Annotated in this window: 16 protein-coding genes; 5 read left to right on the top strand and 11 right to left on the bottom strand. The window is 52.3% G+C overall.

Annotation, left to right across the window (positions count from 1 at the left end):
* Positions 1-485: 485 nt before the first annotated feature.
* Entirely contained in the window at positions 486-1,769 is a 1,284-nt protein-coding gene (locus CRP01_RS07290; protein ID WP_099149381.1) for a serine hydroxymethyltransferase, read from the top strand.
* Positions 1,770-1,912: 143 nt separating this feature from the next.
* Here the strand turns inward: CRP01_RS07290 and CRP01_RS42965 are convergent, their stop codons facing one another.
* The 4 genes from CRP01_RS42965 to CRP01_RS07275 form a co-directional block, all read right to left on the bottom strand.
* Positions 1,913-2,035, bottom strand: a complete 123-nt coding sequence (locus CRP01_RS42965; RefSeq protein WP_233752641.1) for an autophagy-related protein 27 — start codon at positions 2,033-2,035, stop codon at positions 1,913-1,915.
* A 130-nt stretch (positions 2,036-2,165) separates the two neighbouring features.
* Positions 2,166-4,307, bottom strand: coding sequence for a peptidylprolyl isomerase (locus CRP01_RS07285; protein ID WP_099149357.1), 2,142 nt, complete (start codon positions 4,305-4,307; stop codon positions 2,166-2,168).
* A gap of 190 nt (positions 4,308-4,497) precedes the next feature.
* A complete protein-coding gene (locus CRP01_RS07280; RefSeq protein ID WP_099149356.1) occupies positions 4,498-5,190 on the bottom strand; it encodes a response regulator transcription factor in 693 nt (230 codons plus the stop codon).
* 66 nt (positions 5,191-5,256) lie between these two features.
* Positions 5,257-6,531, bottom strand: coding sequence for a sensor histidine kinase (locus tag CRP01_RS07275; protein ID WP_099149355.1), 1,275 nt, complete (start codon positions 6,529-6,531; stop codon positions 5,257-5,259).
* A 188-nt stretch (positions 6,532-6,719) separates the two neighbouring features.
* On the opposite strand from CRP01_RS07275, the gene CRP01_RS07270 reads away from it, so the two are divergent.
* Together CRP01_RS07270 and CRP01_RS07265 are read left to right on the top strand one after the other, a co-directional pair.
* On the top strand, positions 6,720-8,489 hold the full coding sequence (locus tag CRP01_RS07270; protein ID WP_099149354.1) for a helix-turn-helix domain-containing protein: 1,770 nt from the start codon (positions 6,720-6,722) through the stop codon (positions 8,487-8,489).
* Positions 8,490-8,561: 72 nt separating this feature from the next.
* Positions 8,562-9,209 carry a CatB-related O-acetyltransferase gene (locus tag CRP01_RS07265; protein ID WP_394337757.1) on the top strand — a complete coding sequence of 216 codons (648 nt, stop codon included), beginning with the start codon at positions 8,562-8,564 and terminating at the stop codon, positions 9,207-9,209.
* Positions 9,210-9,243: 34 nt separating this feature from the next.
* On the opposite strand, the gene CRP01_RS07260 is transcribed toward CRP01_RS07265, so the two are convergent.
* From CRP01_RS07260 to CRP01_RS07240, 5 genes are all read right to left on the bottom strand, one after another.
* Positions 9,244-10,773 (bottom strand): SulP family inorganic anion transporter, encoded by a 1,530-nt coding sequence (locus tag CRP01_RS07260; RefSeq protein WP_099149353.1) that lies wholly within the window; start codon positions 10,771-10,773, stop codon positions 9,244-9,246.
* A gap of 205 nt (positions 10,774-10,978) precedes the next feature.
* Positions 10,979-11,698, bottom strand: coding sequence for a M15 family metallopeptidase (locus tag CRP01_RS07255; RefSeq protein WP_233752640.1), 720 nt, complete (start codon positions 11,696-11,698; stop codon positions 10,979-10,981).
* A 116-nt stretch (positions 11,699-11,814) separates the two neighbouring features.
* The gene (locus tag CRP01_RS07250) at positions 11,815-13,650 is read right to left on the bottom strand and encodes a cation:proton antiporter (protein WP_099149352.1); all 1,836 of its coding nucleotides are present in this window, start codon (positions 13,648-13,650) and stop codon (positions 11,815-11,817) included.
* 63 nt (positions 13,651-13,713) lie between these two features.
* Positions 13,714-14,379, bottom strand: coding sequence for a 16S rRNA (cytidine(1402)-2'-O)-methyltransferase (rsmI, locus tag CRP01_RS07245; protein ID WP_099149351.1), 666 nt, complete (start codon positions 14,377-14,379; stop codon positions 13,714-13,716).
* A 50-nt stretch (positions 14,380-14,429) separates the two neighbouring features.
* On the bottom strand, positions 14,430-16,097 hold the full coding sequence (locus CRP01_RS07240; protein ID WP_099149350.1) for a UxaA family hydrolase: 1,668 nt from the start codon (positions 16,095-16,097) through the stop codon (positions 14,430-14,432).
* 161 nt (positions 16,098-16,258) lie between these two features.
* On the opposite strand from CRP01_RS07240, the gene CRP01_RS07235 reads away from it, so the two are divergent.
* Together CRP01_RS07235 and CRP01_RS07230 are read left to right on the top strand one after the other, a co-directional pair.
* Positions 16,259-16,504, top strand: coding sequence for a hypothetical protein (locus CRP01_RS07235; RefSeq protein WP_099149349.1), 246 nt, complete (start codon positions 16,259-16,261; stop codon positions 16,502-16,504).
* Positions 16,505-16,584: 80 nt separating this feature from the next.
* Positions 16,585-17,319, top strand: a complete 735-nt coding sequence (locus CRP01_RS07230) for a class I SAM-dependent DNA methyltransferase (protein ID WP_170110266.1) — start codon at positions 16,585-16,587, stop codon at positions 17,317-17,319.
* A gap of 17 nt (positions 17,320-17,336) precedes the next feature.
* On the opposite strand, the gene CRP01_RS07225 is transcribed toward CRP01_RS07230, so the two are convergent.
* Entirely contained in the window at positions 17,337-17,957 is a 621-nt protein-coding gene (locus CRP01_RS07225; protein WP_099149347.1) for a DNA-3-methyladenine glycosylase I, read from the bottom strand.
* Entirely contained in the window at positions 17,958-19,043 is a 1,086-nt protein-coding gene (locus CRP01_RS07220) for an LptF/LptG family permease (protein WP_099149346.1), read from the bottom strand.
* Positions 19,044-19,086 lie beyond the last annotated feature (43 nt).

Genomic DNA, 19,086 nt, shown 5'->3' with positions numbered 1-19,086 from the left:
GTTTATGCGGTACTCAAATTGATCCGGATTCCAAAATCCATTTTACAGCAGTATAGCCCGGAAAATTATTCCGTCCTCTGCCCGTAGCCATGCCCTTCGGTCTGATCCTTTCCCGCTAATACCGTTCACTACCAATTTTAAACAGGAAGTAAAATACTTTTCGGACCTCGGCCCCCGGCTGAGTAAATACACCTTCAATAACAAACGGTAAAAAGAGAAAAAGTTTGCACAATGGAGGGGATAATATCAACTATTCAACTGAGCATTAATGACTAAAATCGTACCTTTGCCCCTTCTTGGGAGACCGTTCAGACTGCTTCCCGGATTTTGCCTATACCAAATGAAACGGTTTTAGTAACTGTAGATACCGGATCGGATCACGCTGCGGAAAAGAACATCCGGACGCCGCCGTTTCTGATCCCCGATCCCGGCCTGCACCATTTTTAAAACGAATTAACTTACCGTTTCTAATAATTCTTATGGCTATGCATACAGATAAACAAGTTTTTGATCTCATCCATAAAGAACTGGAGCGCCAGAGAAAGGGCATTGAGCTCATCGCTTCGGAGAACTTCACCAGCCAGGCGGTGATCGACGCCATGGGCACCTGCCTGACCAACAAATACGCCGAAGGATACCCCGGCAAACGGTACTACGGCGGTTGTGAGGTAGTGGACGAGATCGAGCAACTGGCGATCGATCGCCTGTGCGAACTTTTCGGTGCCGAGTACGCTAACGTACAGCCTCACTCCGGCGCTCAGGCCAATGCTGCGGTATTTCTGGCCACTCTGAAGCCGGGAGATCCCATCCTGGGATTCGATCTGGCTCACGGCGGACACCTGTCGCACGGATCACCGGTAAACTATTCCGGTAAGGTCTACAAGCCGCATTTTTACGGTGTGGAAAAGGACAGCGGTCTGATCGATATGGATAAAGTAGCCGCTAAAGCCCGTGAGGTGCAGCCCAAACTGATCGTGTGCGGGGCTTCTGCCTACGCACGGGACTGGGATTACGCCCGTTTCCGGGAGATCGCCGATGAAGTTGGCGCTCTTTTGCTGGCGGATATCGCCCACCCGGCCGGTCTGATCGCCGGAGGATTACTGAAAGATCCGCTGCAGCAGTGCCATATTGTGACTTCCACCACGCACAAGACCCTGCGCGGTCCCCGCGGTGGTATCATCATGATGGGTAAGGATTTTGAAAATCCCTGGGGACGTACCACCAAGAAAGGTAGCCCGATCAAAATGTCTTCTGTACTCAATAGTGGGGTATTCCCAGGTATGCAGGGCGGTCCGCTGGAACACGTGATCGCCGCCAAAGCGGTGGCATTCGGAGAGGCGCTACAGCCGTCATTCAAAGCCTACGGCCAGCAGGTGATCCAAAACGCCCAGGTGATGGCCCAGGCTTTTGTGGAAAAAGGTTACCACGTGATCTCCGGCGGTACGGACAATCACCTGATGCTGATTGACCTTCGCTCAAAAAATGTGACCGGTAAGGCCGCTGAGAATACGCTAGTGCGCGCGGATATTACCGTCAATAAGAACATGGTTCCCTTCGATACGCAATCTCCTTTCGTCACCTCCGGTATGCGGGTCGGTACGGCCGCCATCACTACCCGGGGCTTCAAAGAAGAGGATTGCCTGCAGGTAGTGGACTGGATCGATGCGATCCTGTCGGACATCGAGAACGAGCAGAAAATTGATCAGGTCCGCAAGGATATTAACCAATACATGGAGCGTTTCCCACTTTACGAAAACGTAAGTGTGTAAAGCTTCGCAGAACTTAAACAATAAAAAATCCCGAATTTTCCATACCGGAACATTCGGGATTTTTTTATGTAAGTTATTATTCAGTGGTCTCTCCGTGTGACCTCCCGTACGCGTGGCATACAGGTATAGGTGTAGATCGCTTCTTATCCGATAAAACGTCCGTTATACTGGTAGATGCCGACAACGAGAATGACAAACAGTAATAAGAAAATGAAAAACCACATTAAACAATAGCCTTTATTGCCGGCATTTTCAATCTCAGACATTGCTTCTTTATTTAGTGAAAGAAAGTATTTTCAATAATTGCACAAAGATGAATAAAAAAACCAAAAACGAAAAAGCCGGAGAGCTGTTTTCAAAACTCTCCGGCTTTTCCCGGCTAATTTAAATCCAATATCAATAAAATACGGATCGGTAATCCTCTATATCGGCGTTTTTCTTCATAGCCTGTACCAGTGCTCCGGCTACTTTGGAACGCTGATCAGCGTGCAGACGCTGACGAACCTGCGGTAGGTTGGTCGGCGTGGCCAGAGTCGGCTTACGCAGCATCTTCACTACGAATACGCCCGTCTGGCCCACGATCGGCCCGGAAACCTGACCTTCTTCCAGCCCGTAGGCAGAAGCGATCACTTTGGGTTCGTTGCCCAGGCCGGATACCAGCGTCTGGTTGAACGTGATATTGGTAGCGGTATCAACCTGCGTGCTGAACTGATTGGCGATGGCCATCAGGTCAGAACCCTGGATCTGAGATTTCAGCTGAGCGCCTTTTTTCTCATTCATGACCAGCGGTTCGATCTCACTCTTGATGTTGGCTACTTCCGGCAGACCGGCGCGTTGGACATTATCCAGCGCAGCAACTACGTATTTGCCGTCGAAGTAAGAAGCCTGATCTTTGAATACATATACCGTACCGGATACATCACCCTTGTCGGCATTGAACGCCCAGCGGATCATTTCGCGGGCATCGTTTCCGTCTCCAACCGGGTTGATGGTAAAGTCATTGGTCGTGAACATCTGCGAGCTTTCCAGCTGTACGGAAGGATCCGCTTCGGCGGCAGCTGTCAGATCCGCCGCACTTTGGTTGTTGGCGATGAATGCAGAAGCAGCATCGTAAGCGTTATCCTGAGTTTCCTTGGAAGGAACGATCTCTTTGGCCAGGAAGGCTACTTTGGCTCTTTCCGTCTGAGCGGCGCTGCGGCTCAGTACTTCTACCAGGTGCCATCCGTAAAGTGTACGCACTTTGTACAGTTGACCGATCTCACCGGTTACAAACAGTACTTTATTGAAAGCCGGTACGAACTGGTTCGGTGTTACGTTCTCGTAAACACCGCCATTGGTGTTGCTACCGGGGTCTTCGCTCAGACGTTCGGCCAGGGCTTCGAAGGTGTCACTGCCTGACTCGATAGCGTTCTTGATACTGTCGATCCGGGTCTCTACCTGGGTAAACTGGGCCGGAGTGCTGGCGGACAACAGGATGTGACGGGTATCCGCCGAATCCGAGATCATGTGGCGTTCCAGCAGTTTTACCATGCGGAAGGTGTTGGCCTCGGCGTAAGGACCGTAGACATCACCAACTGCCATGCTGAATACCTGATCGGCGATCGGAACGATGGCCGCATCGGTAGCGCTGTAGTAAGCGTTCAGCAGCTGACCTTCGTTACGCAGTACGTAGGTAGAGTCGTTTTCCGCCGTGCGGAAAGCTTCTTTTTTATCATTCAGCTCCTGACGCAGAGCGGCAGAGTCCTGCTCGGTCGGTTCAACGGTAAAGATCGCCAGTTTCAGTCCGCGGGTTTCCTCGTCCTGCTCGTAAGTAGCACGGTGCGCCTGCAGATAGTTGCGGTAATCGTCGTCGCTCAGGGCGATCTCGGAGTTATCGATCTCGTCAAAAGGTACTTTTACGTAGGCGATATCCACCGGCTGGTTCGCTTCGGCGTAGCCCATTTCGGCCATCCAGGTCGGAGCGTACATCCCTTTAGATACGAGCGCGTTCAGTTTCGCCTGCAGGCGTTCCTTAACGAGCTCTTTGCGCTGGTGGCGCCAGTATTCAACGAAAGACGGGCTCAGCTGGCCAGTTTCAATAGCCTGCTGTACATTGCCGTTCTCAATAGTTTGCTTGATCAGCGCCAGTTGCTGCTCGTTCACCTGGCGGGTAGTGGGATCCATGAAACGGGTCGTTACGATACCGCTCCGACGGGTAGGGCTGAATTCCAGTTCATTGATCTCCGCTCTGCCTACACCGAGGCCGATCTCTTCGGCTTCTTCCTGCAGAATGCTGTTTTCCACGTACCAGTTCCACAATTGGGTGCGGTTGGCCATGGCGCTGGTGGCGGAGTTGCCGTAGAGCAGGCTATAGGCACGCTCAAATTCTACGCGGTCTACTTTCTGACCGTCAACCTCTCCCAGGTCTCGCTGCGCGTTGGCACCGCCGGGGCCGCTGGCGGAGTTCATCATATCCATTACCACAAAGCCGCCCAGGCCCAAGCCGATAAGGACTACCAGGAGCCACGAATTCTTTCTGATTTTTCCTATTAATGCCATCTGTTTCTAGAATTATTTAGCATATGTTCCAAGGATCGGGCCGGATCAGTGGATTTTCACACCTTCCAACCTCCTTTCATGGTTTTAATAATCAGTGAGTTATGTCTTACTGAATTTTTTGGAAGTGCAAAGATAAGGCCCCTGTTGAAAAAAACCTCCTAAAGTTCTTTGATTTTTCTACAAACATTTGTTAACCGGCTCCTTCTTCCACCAAACGGAAGCCTACACCGTGAATATTTTCGATCTTTAACTGCTGGTCCTGCTGCAGATATTTTCGTAAACGGGAGATAAAAACGTCCAGACTGCGGCCCATGAAATAATCATCTTCGCCCCAGATCTGCTGCAGGATGCGGGAGCGCTTGACCACCTGGTTGCGGTTATCGACAAAGAATTTCAGCAGGTCAGCTTCCTTCTGGGTCAGCCTTTTTTCTTCCTCTCCAAGCTTCAGTTTGAGGTTTTTATAATCAAACTCGAATTTCCCCAGACGGAAATGGGAGGGTTGTTCGGGTTGGGAGATCTTGCTGCGGCGGAGAAACACTTCAATCTTCAGGATCAGTTCCTCGATGCTGAAAGGTTTGGTGATGTAGTCGTCCGCTCCCAGGCGTAGTCCCTGAATGCGGTCCTCCTTCAGCGAACGGGCGGTGAGGAAAAGGATCGGCACCTGGGTGTCGAATTTCCGGATCTCCCGGGCCAGGGTAAAACCGTCGATCTCCGGAAGCATCACGTCCAGAATACAGAGGTCAAACCGGTGGAGGGAGAGGGCATCCAGCGCCTGTCGCCCGTCGGGGCAGTACGTGATCTTGTAACCCTGCAATTCGAGATTGTCCCGGGTTACAAAACTCAGGCTTTCATCGTCTTCAACGTACAGTAAATGAGCTTTCATGGTATTTTGTGAGTCAGTAGTCAGTTAAATAGTGGTCGTTAAGTGGTGTCTTGAACCGCAAAATGATTACCCGACCGGAATGCGGATGGAGACCTGGGTGCCTTTACCGTTTTCACTTTCCAGTTGTAATTTCCACTGGTGGGCATCACAAATGTTTTTCACATAAAAAAGGCCGAGGCCAAAACCTTTTACGTTGTGGACATCACCGGTAGGAACGCGATAGAATTTATCAAAAATGTGGGGGAGATGTTCTTTTTTGATACCGACACCCTGATCCGCGATCGTCAAGTGGGCCCTGCCTTTCTCTTCGGTCAATTCGACCCTGATCTGCGGATATTCACAACAGTATTTGATCGCATTGTCCAGCAGGTTATGCAGAATGTTGGTCAGGTGGAATTTATCGGCCCGGATCATAATGGCGTGTTCGGGAATGCTGTAATCCAGTTTGCCATTGACGTCCTCTACCCGGAGTTTGGTACTCTCCAGGATGGGCAGCAGCACTTCGGTCAGATCGAGCGATTCTTTTTTCAGCTCAAAATTGTCTCCTTCCACTTTGGCCAGTTGTAAAACCTTCTCTACCTGATGATTCAAACGAAGATTTTGCTCTTTTATGATACCGGCGTAGCGGAGCAGGCGCTCATTCTGCCGCACATCGGGATTATTCAGGAAAACATCCGCCGATATTTTGATTGTGGAGATCGGCGTTTTGAACTCGTGGGTCATATTGTTGATAAAATCCTTCTGCATATCGGACAGGCGCTTCTGCCGCAGGATGACGCTCATGGCGTAGCCGAAAAAGGCGACCGTGATGAACAGGATCAGCGTGAGAAAAAGAAAGAGCTGGATCTTATTGAACAGATAACCGGCCCGGGTCGGGAATTTCACCCCGAAGTAGTAGTTGGATTCATTCTGATTATCCTTCGGCAGGTTGCCCAGTTCGAGGTTGGCCTTATCCACGGGGCGGTCGGTACAGTAGGCCATATACTGCATCTCGTCGGTATAGCAGTCGTAGACAGCGTATTCGAACGGGATATTGAGGCCAATGGCTTCCAGTTCCTTGTGCAGGGAGGCTTCCAGGGAGATGGAGTTGATCTCGTATTCTACATTGACCAGATAATAATTATTGGTGCGCTGCTTGATCACTTCCCGGGGTGGGAGGGTGGCTCCGCTGAGCTTAGCCATGTCTTTCGCCACATTGAACAAAGCCTGACTGGCCTTCTGGTGAAACTCTTCCTCGTTGATATTCCAGGTGCTGATGCCCCAATAAGACTGCACGGCCACAATGCCCAGAATGGCCACTGCACCGAAGATCAACACGCGCCGGATTATCTTATCGTTCATTGCGAAATGCTAATTTGGAATCCAAAATTAAATTAAAAAACGAGCCCCTCTCGCCGCTTAACAGCTTATTAACAAGAATTTATGGGCCATTAACAAAGCTATCAGGCGCTGGCCGGAGAAATTATATAAAGTTCAAATATCGACCTTTTAAGGAGAAGTAATTACCTTTAGCAGCAGTAACCTTTCTCATGCAAGAGCAAGAAAAATCGGTGGCTGTACTTCCCTTTGTTAATATCAGTTCCGACCGGGACAACGAATATTTCAGCGACGGAATTACGGAAGAGATCATCAATGCCCTCACCAGAGTGAAGGGATTGAAAGTGACGGCCCGTACCTCCTCTTTTGTATTCAAGGGAAAACATATTGACGTGCGCCGGATCGGTGAGCAACTGGGCGTTCGCACCCTGCTGGAAGGGAGTGTGCGCCGGTTTCGGAACCGGGTGCGCATTGCGGCCCAACTGATCCGGGCGGCCGACGGCTTTCGGTTGTGGACCAAAAGTTTCGATCGTGAAATGGTGGATATCTTCGATTTGCAGGATGAGATCAGTCTGCTGATCGCCGAACAGATCCGGGAACATTTCGGCCACCTCGACATCCAGGACCAACTGGTGCAGGCCCCGACTCAGGACATTGAGGCTTACCAATTGTACCTGAAAGGTCGTTCCTTTCAGTTGCAGTGGAGCAATGTCAATTATCCGCGGGCCATCGAATATTACGAAAAGAGCATCCAGCTGGATGCCCGGAACCCACTGCCGTACTACGGTCTGATCCGATGCCACGCTTACCTTACCTCCTGGAATATAACGCCATTGGCAGAAGGCCGCCGGCAGACCGCCCAATACCTGCAGATCGTTTCCCAACTCAAGAACGACTGGCCCGATTACTACCTGGCGGCGGCTACCTGTAGCATCCTGCTGGACTGGGATGTCGCTCAGGGGATGGAGCAACTGGATAAAACACTGGCTATTCAGCCCAATCACAGTGAGGTCCTCGAGGCCAAGGCCGGCCTGCTGATCACCCAGGGGCGTTTTGCAGAGGCCCTGGAGTGTATCGACCGGGCACTGGTGGTCAATCCGCTTTCGGCGAATCATATCTTCATGAAGGGAAATATTCTCTTCTTCGCCGGCGATCACACCACATCTAATGAATATATGGACCGGGTGCAGGAACTCGATCCCAACTGGCAACTGGCCCTGCAGGTGAAAGCGGCCAACCTCATTTTACTCAAAGAACCGGATGCGCTGAATAGCCTCCTGGAAAAACACCGGGATAAGTCGTTCGCTCCTTATTATCAGCTCCTGTACGATCGCTACCATGGGATCGATCGGAGCCCGGTAGCGGACAGTCCGGAATTGGATGGCGGATTTCGACCCTGGCGGGTATATTTCGATCTGTATGCGGGAAAAAAGGAGGCCGTAATGCAGCAGTTGCGGGAAGGTATCGCGGGAAGGCACGGACGGTTCTTTACCTTGTTTCACGATCCTTTCCTGGCGCCCCTGCGGGACGATCCGGCATTTGCCGCTCTGGAAAAAACCGCCTTCGGGGATATGCCGAACCAGACCTCCACGCCACCACCGGCAGAGGACGTACCGAAAATGGATGAGGAGGAAATTGCCCGTTACCGGCAGTTACTGAGTGAACTGCTGGCCGGCGAATATCCCTACCTGGATCCGGCTCTTTCGCTCAAAGACCTGGCGGAAATGTTGTCCCTGCATCCGAATAAACTATCCTGGTTCCTCAACGAGCAGATCGGGAAAAACTTCAACGAATACATCAACGGCTTCCGCCTGGAAGCATTCTGCGAAAAAGCCAAAGATCCATCGAATGCACATCTGACCATTCTGGGACTGGCCTACGAAAGCGGCTTCAATTCAAAAACCGTATTCAACGCTTTCTTTAAAAAACATATGGGACGCACACCTTCGGCCTGGCTGAACGCCCAAAAGCAGGCTCGCTGACCGGCGGGGCCGTTTTTCTGGTTCGGAATCTCACCGGAAGCTGATTAATTGTAATTGCGGACGACAAAGCGGATGCAATGGCGCAACTTTGTAGAAAAAAAGAACATGCAAGGACCTGATCGCAATACCCTCTTTCCGCTGCCCCATTACGACCGTCTCTGCTTTTTGAAAAATCTGGTAAAAAATCCCAATATTGAAGTGGGGGACTATACCTATTACGATGACTTTTCGGATGTGCACAATTTTGAAAAAAATGTGAAGTACCACTTCGATTTCATCGGAGACAAACTGATCATCGGCAAGTTCTGTATGATCGCTTCCGATGTCACTTTCATTATGAACGGTGCGAATCACCTGTCCGATGCCGTTTCCAGTTATCCTTTTGCCATATTCGGCAACGGTTGGGAAAAAGCCATGGACGGCAAAAGTTATCCCAGTAAAGGGAATACCGTTGTGGGCAACGACGTCTGGATCGGCTACCGGGCTACCATCATGCCGGGCGTGCAGATCGGCGACGGGGCCATCATTGCCGCCAATTCTACGGTCACCAAAGATGTGCCGCCCTATACGATCGTCGGGGGCAATCCGGGCCGGGTGATCCGCCGGCGATTTCCGGACGCACAGATCGAAAAACTGCTGCAATTAAAGTGGTGGGACCGGGACCCGGAATGGATCACAGCCAATGTGGAATGGCTGACGGGAAAGGAGGTGAAGGAGTGAGGAAGTAACTCTGCACTTCCTCACTCGCTTGCTGTTAGATCTGGTCTACAACCAGTTTGTAGTTTGGATCTTCCATGACGTTCACATCGATGATCTCTTCGGCATTGGCCAGGAGTTTGCGGCAATCCGGACTGAGATGTTTCAGGTGAACTTTTTTGCCCACCTTCTGGTAGCGCTCGGTGATCTTGTTGAGCGCTTCAATTGCGGACATGTCGACCACCCGGCTTTCGGCAAAATCAATGATCACTTCTTCCGGGTCATTCAGCACGTCGAACTTCTCGTTGAAAACGGTGACGGAACCAAAAAATAGCGGTCCGTAAATTTCATAGTGTTTGATGCCGTCTTCATCGATCCGTTTGCGCGCGCGGATGCGTTTGGCGTTGTCCCAGGCAAAGACCAGCGCGGCAATGATCACTCCGATGATCACCGCCAGGGCGAGATTGTGCAGGAGCGCGGTAACGGCCGTTACCAGGACCATGACAAAGATGTCGGATTTGGGCATTTTGTTGAAGGTCTTCAAACTGGCCCATTCGAAGGTACCGATCGCCACCATGATCATCAGTCCGGTCAGCGCCGCCATCGGCAGTTTTTCGATCAGGCTGGCTCCGAACATGATGAAGATGAGCAGCATCACTGCCGCCACAATGCCGGACATTCTGGCCCGGGCGCCGGAAGAAATGTTGATCAGGCTTTGTCCGATCATCGCACAGCCGCCCATGCCGGAGAACAGTCCGGAAAGGATATTGGCCGTGCCCTGCGCTACGGCTTCCTTATTACCGCGGCCGCGGGTTTCGGTGATCTCATCGATAATGTTGAGGGTCAGCAGGCTTTCGATCAGGCCTACCCCCGCCATGATACCGGCGTAGGGAAGGATCAGCATGAAAGTCTCCAGGTTTATCGGCACATTGGGCAAATGGAAGGGCGGAAATCCACCCTGAATAGATGCCATATCTCCAACGGTTTTGGTATCGATATTCAGCATAACCACCAGACCGAAAATAGTCAGGATCGCCACCAGGGAGGCCGGGATCGCCTTGCTGAGTTTGGGCAGTCCCCAGATGATCAGCATGGTCAGCAGTACCAGTCCGAGCAGAACATACAGCGGCGTTCCGGTCAGCCATGCGCCCGAAGCATCCTTAAACTGATCGAGTTGGGACATGAAAATGATGATGGCCAGTCCGTTGACAAAACCGAAGATCACGGGATGGGGCACCAGCCGCATCAGTTTTCCGAGCCGGAGCATACCGGCACCGACCTGCAGGATACCCGCCAGAATCACCGTTGCGAAAATATACTCCACACCGTGGGAATGCGCCAGCGCGGCGATCACGACGGCTACCGCTCCGGTCGCTCCGGAGATCATGCCCGGACGTCCGCCCAGGATGGAAGTCACCAGACCCATTACAAAAGCGGCGTACAGGCCGGTCAGTGGAGAAAGCCCCGCCATGAAAGCAAAAGCAACTGCTTCGGGGATCAAGGCCAGCGCTACGGTCAGTCCGGAAAGGAATTCTGTTTTATAATCGACTTTTTGTGAGAGGTCGAAAAGGTTGAAATATTTCTTCATTTGCAATAAAAAAAAGTTAGCCCGTTACGGAAATGTCGATTTCCGAGCCAGGAAAAAATTTGAGATATAAAATTGCTGAAGGTTATGGGTATGACTAGGGCCTTGCGTTAAGGGGCCGCAAAGGTAGTGAAAATTTTAGGTTATTCGAGGGGTAGGATAAATGTTCCGCCATCCGGTAGCGTTGGAAGTAACATCAGGACCAAGCTTATTCCGGGCAATCCCACTCCCAGTCCGCCAGCGCATTTCCCCGGCCGGTATAGGCAAAATGCCACCATTCGGTACGGATGGCGCGGAAACCGTGACGGATCATTGTTTCGCTCAGGAGCTTGCGACGGGCCAGGATACTATCGGGATGTTTGGTGTAAGCCGGATAAGCTTCCGGGCCAAAGAAGTCGAAAGGAGTGCCCATATCCAGTTCGTTGCCGTCGGGATCGGCCAGGGTAAGGTCCACGGCTGCGCCGCGGTTGTGCATAGAGCCTTTCCGGGGGTCGGATACAAAGCGGGGATCCGGCACTTTATTCCAGAGCCGCCACTGAACGGGCCGGGGGCGGTAACAATCCAGCATCATGAGCCGGTATCCCTGGGGGCGTAGTTCTTCCTGTGCAGCCAGTACCGCCCGGGCCACGGCCGGTCGCAGGAAGCAGCGCCCGCATTCGTACATGATGGTATCCACAAAATTGCTGTCGGTGGCATAGCGCAGGTCGATCACAAAACTGCTGTCGAGCCGGATCAGTTCTGTCCACTGACTGGTATCGTAATCGATCGGAGGCGGAGGTGGTACCGTATCCCGGATCAACTGGGGAACCACCGGCTGGACAACTTCTACCGGAAAGGCCGTGATATCTGGAGCGGATGAGTTGCCGGAAGAGACCAAATTGCAGGCTACGCAGGAAAAAAGGATCAGAACGGTACCTAAGAACTTCATGAATATGACTTATAATGAGGGATATGGTAGCAGCCGGCTGCTGTCGGATGCGCGGCAAAAATACCCGGATCGGGCGATAAAATAAAAGTGCGCAGGAAAAAGCCGGGTGATCTCTTTTAGTTTTCCATCTCTTTACCCAAATAAACGAGCATATTTCCTTCTTCAACCTCCATCTCCTCTGGTTTGGCCTGCAGGATCTCCAGTTGGCCTTCTTTATTTTTTATAAAGATAGGAATACTCTTTTTCTCGGCATTCAACCGGCGAAGTAAGGCCGTAAGCTCGTCGATATTGTTGACCGGCGTTTCGTGAATAACGGGATAGTCCCGGGCCACTTCACTGAGGTTGATAAAATCATCGGTGAAGGAAAAAATGCCCTGCTGGGGAATCTCGGACGGATCCTGCTGCATCTCATCGGGTGAGATGAGCCGGTAAGTACCGTTTTCCCCGAACAGTCGTTCGTAGTGGCGGGCAGCATATTCATTGACGTCCGGACTGCTCGTCATGGCGATCAGGTAACCCGCATCGAGCAGATCAAACTGCTCGGAGAGATCATCCGAATATATGTTCAGATTAAAGGCTTTGAGTCCCATGCTGACGGCCTTGCGCACGTTGTAATCATTGTTGTCGATAAGCACTACATGCCGGCCGTTATCCTGCAGGTATTTTCCGATCACCCGGCTGGCGGTGGAGGATCCTACAATCAGAATGCCCTCGCTCGTATCCTGAATGACCTTTAGCAGCCGGGCAACGATCCGGGCGGTGGCCGCGTTGAGCAATACCGTCCCCAGAACGATCAGGAATACCAGAGGCGTGATGTACTCGGCCCCCTCCACATTCTCCCGGGTCAGGGTGATCCCGAACAGGGAGGCAATACCGGCCGCCACGATCCCCCGGGGACCAACCCAGGAGATGAACAACTTTTCCTTGACTTTCAGGTCCGAGCCCCGGGTACTGAAAAATACGCCCAGGGGCCGAATGACAAATGCCACAAAACCCAGGAGTGCGAAGCTGCGCCAGTCCTTCAATACCATTTCCAGTTCTCCACGGTCGATATTAGCGGCCAGGAGGATAAAGAGGATCGAGATGAGCAGTACGCTGAGCGATTCCTTAAAATCGAGAATATCCTTGAGCCGGGGCACGTCCATATTACCCAGTACCATGCCCATGATCACGACGGAGAGTAGCCCGGATTCGTGGGCGATGAGATCCGAAAATACAAATACCGCCAGTACGAAAGCCAGGGTAAACACATTGAGCAAATAATGGGGTATAAGATCGTGTTTGATCAATTGGTAAAGCGACCAGGCGGCTACCGCCCCCAGGGCCAGACCGATAAAAATGATCTGAGTAAAGGTGACAAATGCGTGCGAGGTATAGGCCATACTGCCTTCCGTGGAGCGAATGAACTCAAATACGATGACGGCCACCAGCGCGCCGATGGGATCGATCAGGATCCCTTCCCATTTCAGTACGGTAGCTACGTTGCGATTGAGGGGCACATTCTGCAGGATCGGAGCGATAACGGTCGGGCCGGTAACGATGATCAGGGCCGCAAAGAGGAAAGAAATAGCCCAGTTGAGACCCATGATAAAGTGGGCCGCCAGGCCGGCACCGAGAAAGGTAATGGCCGAACCAACGGTGATCAGTTTGAGGATGACGGGGCCGACATCGGAGATCTCTTTCTTTTTCAGGGTCAGGCCACCTTCAAAAAGGATGATCCCGATAGAGAGTGCCACAAAATAGAAAAGGTATTCCCCCGGGAAAAGTCCGGAATCCGTCCTTCCATCGTACACTGGTTCCAGCAGTTTGGTCCCATCAGCGGTAAAATAGGCAGATAGGGGACCAACGATCAGTCCGATCAGGATCAGCGGCAGGATGGCCGGTACTTTGATCCTCCAGGCCAACCACTGAGCCAGAATGCCTAAAATGATGATTCCCGCGAGTTCTACCATACTTGTGTGTGCGAAAGCTTTTAAATAAGAATGGACAATGATACAAAAAGGTTAGGTCAAAGTTTACTTGCCGCCTACTACAATGACAATTTCCCCTTTCACTTTGTTTTGTTCCCGGTAATGATTTGCTAAACTTCCCAGGGTAGCGCTACGAACTTCCTCGTGTAATTTGCTCAATTCCCGGGCTACGGAAGCGGGTCGATCCTCGCCGCAGTGCTCGATCAGTTGATCGAGGCATTTCACCAGCCGGTTGGGCGATTCGTAGAGCACAAAGGTATTCGGCAATTCGGCCAGATGCTGCAGGCGCGTCTGCCGGCCCTTTTTGTGGGGGAGGAAACCCTCAAAATGGAAACGGTCGCAGGGCAGTCCCGATGCCACCAGCGCCGGTACAAAAGCAGTCGCTCCGGGCAGGCACTCCACCCGGATACCGGCCTCGTGGCAGGCTCTGGCCAGCAAAAAGCCGGGGTCGGATATCCCGGGCGTACCTGCGTCCGACACCAGGGCCATCGTGGTGCCCGTTTCCATTTGCTGTACGAGTTGCGGTGTGGTGCCGTGCTCGTTGTGGGCGTGGTGGGCCCGGATGGGCGTCGTGATATCGTAGTGCTGCAACAGGCGCTTGCTGACCCGGGTATCTTCCGCCAGGACCAGATCGACCTCCCCCAGAATGCGCAGGGCACGCAAGGTAATATCTTCGAGATTACCGATGGGGGTAGGTACGATATAGAGCATAGAATATTTGCTTTGTTTTAGAAGTCAGTGGCCGGTTCGCTTATCCGTTTTTACAGAGAAACGCCCCGTTTCCACGGAATGAAGTCATCCTGTCCGAGCCCCACGGCCTTAGCCGTAGTTTCACCGCTGGCTACTGAAACTATCAGGTCCAGCAATTGTTCACCGATCTCCTCGATGGTCGCTTCTCCCGATATGATCGGTCCGGCGTCCAGGTCGATGATATCCGGCATACGCACCGCCAGTGGGGTATTGGTAGAGATCTTCAGTACCGGAGCGATGGGGTTGCCGGTAGGCGTACCCAGGCCGGTAGTGAACACTGCGATATTAGCTCCGCTGCCGATCATCGCCGTTACGGACTCTACGTCTCCGCCCGGGGTGCACAGTAGATTGAGACCCGGCTTGTTGACTTTTTCGGGATAATCCAGCACGTCCTGGATCGGAGAGGTACCCCCCTTCTTCGCCGCTCCGGCGGATTTGATCGCATCGGTGATCAGTCCGTCCTTGATGTTACCCGGAGAGGGGTTGGCGTCAAAACCGGAACCTACTGCTTCGGCGCGGTTCTGGTAGCTTTCCATCAGATGCAGAAAGCGATTGGAAACGGCATCCGTAATGCAGCGGCTGCTGAGTTCGTCTTCCACACCACAGAGCTCGGGGAATTCCGAGAGGATAGTGGTACCGCCCAGCGCTACCAGCATATCGGAAACATGGCCAACGGCCGGATTGGCGGAAATACCCGAAAAGCCATCGGAACCGCCACATTCCAGGCCCAGCGTGAGTTTGCTCAGCGGAGCCGGCCGGCGGTAGACCTGATTGGCCTTGATCAAACCTACGAAGGTTTCGCGGATAGCTTTGCTCAGCAATTGCTGTTCCGTGCCTTCCTGTTGTTGTTCCAGAACGACCAGTGGTTTATCAAAATTCGGGGCCCGTAGCTGGATCTCTTCCTGGAGAATACTGATCTGTGCGTTCTGGCAGCCCAGACTCAGCACAGTAGCGCCGGCCACGTTCGGGTGGGTAATGTACCCGGCGAGCAGGCCGCAGAGCGTACGGGCATCATCCCGGGTACCGCCGCAGCCCATCTGGTGGGTCAGGAATTTGATCCCGTCCACATTGGGAAATACTCTTTCGTCATCCGTATTTTCTACCAGCGTTTCCAGGTCTGTACCCAGGAGGGCTTCGGCCGGATGGCCGTCTTCATACAGCTCAACCAGACGGCGCACCTGTTTGCGGTACGGCTGCGGCCGGCTGTATCCCAGCTCCTTCAGGAAGGCCTGGCGCATGGTTTGCACGTTGCGGTTCTCGCAAAATACCAGCGGGATCACCACCCAGTAATTGGCCGTACCTACCTGTCCGTCGGCCCGGTGGTAGCCCATAAAGGTGCGATTTTGCCAGCGGCTGACATTGGGCGCATCCCAGTCGGTCTTGCGGGAACCGTTTGCCTGACTGTCCGTAGCGTGTACCAGGTTAGCGGTGGACAGGAGGCCACCCAATGGAATGGCCTGGGTGGTTTTACCGACCAGTACACCGTACATGAAAACTTTGTCACCTACCTCCAGGGACTCTACCGCGAATTTGTGCTTGGCCGCTACCGCTTCGGGTAGGGTGATCTCTTTACCTTTCCATTGTATCTGCTCACCGGCGGCCAGATTGCGGAGGGCCACCAGAACATTATCCTGCGGATGGATCTGTACAAAGGCTTGTTTAGTATATTCTACGGACATGATTTTCGTTTATTAGAAGTATCTTACAAAGGTATTCGCCAGCGTTGAGTTCAACAAGAGAAGTAGCTCGTTTCTTAAGAAAACAACTAAGCCAGGATACAGTTGTTTCTAGTTTTGACGCGATAGCAGCGGCAAAACCTTAAATTAAAGATAACATTCTAATGATCATTTTACGTTATCCGGCAGCAACCGATGAGACGAAAGAATGGGTGGAAACCTTAAAAGATCTGTCCCTTGCGCATAAGTTGGAAATTGATGAGGACCTGGAAAGCCCCCGGCTTTCCCACAGCGGAACGGATTACGACGGGGCAAAGCCCATCGGCGATTATCTCGATAAGCTTTACGCCGAACGGGAGCAGTGGTGGTATTGTACCTGCGACCGCCCCCGCGGAGAAACCGATGAATGATCCGTTGTTCCACCTATATCAACGAGATACACTGTCTTTAGGCCGGCGAGCGAACTATTCATCATAAAATTATCCACAACGTGCAGTACCGAGGCCCCGAAGTTTACGATGATCCGGAATTTTCCCGGCAGTATCACCACAAGCGGCAAAAAGTCGATAATCCGAATGATGCGCTGGAAAAACCGGTTATTGAAGCACTTCTGGGATCTGTGGCGGGCAAAACCATTCTGGATCTGGGATGCGGTGACGGGAAATTTGGTCGGCAATTGCTGGTAGAGGGGGCTGCCCGGTATTACGGAGTGGACGGTTCGGAGCAAATGGTCCGACTGGCGGAGGAACAGTTGAGCGGGCAATCCGCAGAAGTCTTTCGGGCGGACCTGGTCCACTGGCCTTTTCCTAACCTCAAGTTCGACACCATTTTATCCCGTTTGGTGCTGCATTACCTGGAAGATCTCCGGCCGTTGTTCCAAAAAGTTTACGATCACCTGCTGCCCGACGGCGAGTTTATCTTTTCCGTAGAACATCCGATCCTGACCAGTTGCTACGAATCCTACAACAATGTGCCCGGAAAACGCGGCAACTGGATCGTTGACAACTATTTCGAAGATGGCCTGCGCGAAAATATCTGGCTGGATAAAAAAGTCATCAAATACCACCGTACGCTGGAAACCTACTTTCGCGTCTGCCAGGATACAGGATTTAGGGTGGAATCCATTCGGGAGTCGCGTCCGCAGCGCAGCAATTTTCAGTTAGAAGAAAACTTTGTACGCAGAAAGCGCATCCCGCTGTTTCTGTTTTTCAAGCTGAGCCGGTAGGCTCCTTTTCCACGCTGCTATCTGGCGTCCTTCACTTTTTCCCGGATCACACAGCCTTCCAGGTGATCGTTTACGAGACCCATGGCCTGCATAAAAGCGTAGGCCGTAGTGGGGCCGATAAAAGACCAGCCTCGTTTTTTTAGGTCCTTGCTCAGTGCTTTGGAGGTAGGTGTCTGACTCAGTTTCCCGAGCTTTTCGTAGGTCATTTGATCCGGCCGTTCGCCAGCCGGCGGCACAAAACGCCAGAAATATTCCTGTAAAGAACCTTCCTGCTCCACCAGTTCACAGGCGCGCTGGGCGTTATTGATCGTGGATCGGATCTTACCCTGGTGACGGACGATCCCGGTATCCTGCAGGAGGCGCTCGACGTCCTGCTCTCCGAAACGGGCAACTCGTTCGAATTCAAATTCGGCGAAAGCCCGGCGGAAATTTTCCCGCTTGCGTAGAATGGTCAGCCAACTCAGTCCGGACTGGAACCCCTCCAGACAGATCTTTTCGAACAGTCGCCGATCATCGTAGACCGGAAAACCCCATTCCGTATCGTGATAATGTTGGTAATCTTCGTAGCCGCCGTGCCACCAGCAGCGCAAATGGCCGTCCGTACCGGCCAGTAACCCTTTGGGTGATTCCGGATTCATCTATTGTTGTGCTTTGAGCATCAAATATAAGGTTATCCCGCCAAAAATGAGGTTGGGCATCCAGATCCCCAACACCAGCGGAATGATCTGCCCGCTGGCGAATACAATGGCAAAACGGGAGAGGAACAGAAAAATAGCTCCCAACCCCAGCCCGAGTGCCATGTGCCAGCCGGTGCCACCGCGGGATTTCCGGCCGGCGATGACCATGCCGAGCAGGGTCAGCACATAAATGGTGAAGGCGTCGGCAGTACGGCGGTACCTTTCGGCCTCATACTTCGCGGTATTATTGATGCCCCGGGCTTTTTGCCGGTCGATATAGCGCTTTAATTCGGGAGTAGTGAACATGAAGTGCTGGTCTTTGTAATCCACAAAGTCGTCCGGAACCAGATTGAACGAGGTATCGAGCGGCAGACCGGAATGCTCTACTTCCTGGTGCAATCCCCGGAGCAGGTGGGTTTCCGGATGGTGGAGCCGCCAGCGATCGGGCGGACCGATCCATTCGATGTTGCGGGCCTTTATGAGGCGGACCAGTTCCTGGTTCTGATATTCTTCCAGCCGAAAATGGGTGCCGGTGCTATCCCTCTTGTTGTACTGGCGGAAATATACCTTTGAATCCGGAGCGATAAACAGGTGAACGTTCTGGGTCTTGCCTTCATCCTCATCGGGAGTCAGGTAGGTATACTGCAAAGTGAGCCATTTTTTATTGCCGTTGGGAATGAGGTAATGGTTGGCTGCCAGACCAAAGGCGGCGATCAGCGTAGCGCAAAGCAGGTAGGGGAGGAGCAACCGATGCAGGCTGACCCCCATATTGAAAATAGCCAGGATCTCGTTATTGGCCGACAGGCGGGAAGTGAAATAAATAACGGCGATGAGGGTATACAGGGGCCAGAGCAGCCCGTTGATAAAGCCTATGAAATTCGGGTAGTATTGCCGGAGTAGTTGGTCTGCTGAAATGGACGCCTCCGTAAAATCACTCACTTTACTGCTGAAGTCCACCACGGCTACGATAAGACTGAAAAGCAGCACAATGAAAAGAAAGGTCTGCAGGAACTTTCGAATGATGTAGCGGTCCGCGAGCTTAAGCATGGGTAATACCTTTGGATTTATCCAAAAGTAGTAGCCCCTGTGG

This window comes from Flavilitoribacter nigricans DSM 23189 = NBRC 102662, assembly GCF_002646595.1.
In the GTDB taxonomy this organism is placed as follows: domain Bacteria; phylum Bacteroidota; class Bacteroidia; order Chitinophagales; family Saprospiraceae; genus Flavilitoribacter; species Flavilitoribacter nigricans.
Note: the sequence above shows the minus strand (reverse complement) of the source record. Positions and strands in the feature narration are given on the sequence as shown.